The sequence below is a fragment of the Enterococcus raffinosus genome, from assembly GCF_018917525.1.
GTDB classification, from domain to species: domain Bacteria; phylum Bacillota; class Bacilli; order Lactobacillales; family Enterococcaceae; genus Enterococcus_A; species Enterococcus_A raffinosus_A.
Map to the genome: position 1 here is coordinate 1 of NZ_JAHLOS010000089.1, position 1676 is coordinate 1676.

The 1676-nt window shown below is 43.6% G+C and carries 1 protein-coding gene; it reads left to right on the top strand.

Annotation, left to right across the window (positions count from 1 at the left end):
• Window positions 1-311 precede the first annotated feature (311 nt).
• Window positions 312-1565, top strand: coding sequence for an IS110 family transposase (locus tag KQI58_RS22370; RefSeq protein ID WP_216411137.1), 1254 nt, complete (start codon window positions 312-314; stop codon window positions 1563-1565).
• Window positions 1566-1676: the final 111 nt, after the last annotated feature.

The window sequence follows — 1676 nt, forward strand, 5'->3', positions numbered from 1 at the left end:
CATTTTTATAAATCCGCCTTCCTACGAAAGGCACCAATGAGATGATGAAAATCCTCAAAGAACCTTTCTCTCTTTATTTTTCGTGTTACGCTCTCCTTGCAGGTCCCTGGTATACTACAGAACCCGAGGAGGTGAGTGGCGGGGCTGTATAGCGGCGACCCCGCATTTTTATATGGTGTCGGTCATCCGTTAAGGCATCAATGAATGGCGCAAACCAGTAGCCCGTAAACTTATCTCTTCCGAAGTTGACTCGATTTCGCCGGATGACCAGTCCCTGCCTGACCTGTACTGCTTTTTTACAGGAGGTTGTCATGTTCAAAATCTTTCGTAAAAATTGTTGTGGATTGGATGTCCACAAATCCTGGATCTATGCTTGTATTGGAATCACCGATGCCAATAATCGTACGGAGTATAAGCAAGCTCGCTTCTCTTCTTTTTCGAAAGGACTAAGAGAGTTAGCTGACTGGCTGGCTAAATACGAGTGTACAGATGTTTGTATGGAATCTTCCGGCAAGTATTGGATCCCCGTCTTTAATATTCTTGAGAAACCCTGTTTTGTCACCTTAGTTCATCCGAAATACACCAAGCCTCAGAAAGGGAATAAAACCGATCGTAAAGATGCCAAATGGATTTGTGACCTCTTTATGTGCGATATGGTGAAACCCAGTTTTATTCCTGGACTTGAAATTCGTCAGCTTCGTGATTTGATGCGTTACCGCCAGAAATTGACTGAGATGAAAACGAGTGAGAAAAACCGGGCATTGAACTGTTTGACCGTTTCTAACCTGAAACTCGATGATGTGTTTAGTGATGTGTTTGGGAAATCTTCCGCTTCCATCATCTATTTTCTGTTGGATCATCCTGGCGAAACGTTCGATGTTCGACCCTTTGTCCATGGTCGGTGTAAAGCACCGATTGAAGAAATCCAAGCGGCAGTAGATGGTGCGATTTCAGACGCGCAAGCCATCAAACTCCGCCAATGTCTCACACACATCGACGAAATTGAGACCCATCGAGAGAAGATCGATCAGGAGATTCAAGCTCTTGCGGAACCTTTTTCACCTGTTTTGGATTTACTACACACCATCCCTGGCTTGAATGCGAATCCGATGACAGCCATCGGAATTCTTTCTGAAATTGGACCGGATATGTCGGTCTTTCCAACTGCTAAACATTTCGTTTCTTGGGCTGGATGTTGCCCAAGAAATGATCGAAGTGCTAGACGAACAAAAGCAACACGAATCTCGCGCGCAGGGCACTGTCTAAAACCATTGCTTGTCCAGATTGCGAATGCTCTTATCAGATCAAACGAACATCCAGAGTTTAAAAAACGCTATCGTAGAATCAAAGCCAACCGTGGACACAAGAAGGCGATTATCGCCCTTTGTAAGATGCTCCTGACCGCTATCTGGAACGTCTTAAGCAAAGTGGAACCTTATAATCCAGAAGGGTATTTAGATGCTAAGCTTGTGAATGAGTCGAAAATTCTGACACAAGCTCAAGCACTAGACCTTCTTAGGAAAAGAGGCTATACCATCACCGATAATGTTTCTCCACCAGCTTGACGTTGATTCTTCAAGAAATAATCCTTCGCCTTCCGCAAAAAAATCGAACACGGCAGGCTTATTTGGTATGCATTATTTCAAAAACAACTAGTATTATTTATTTTCAAACTT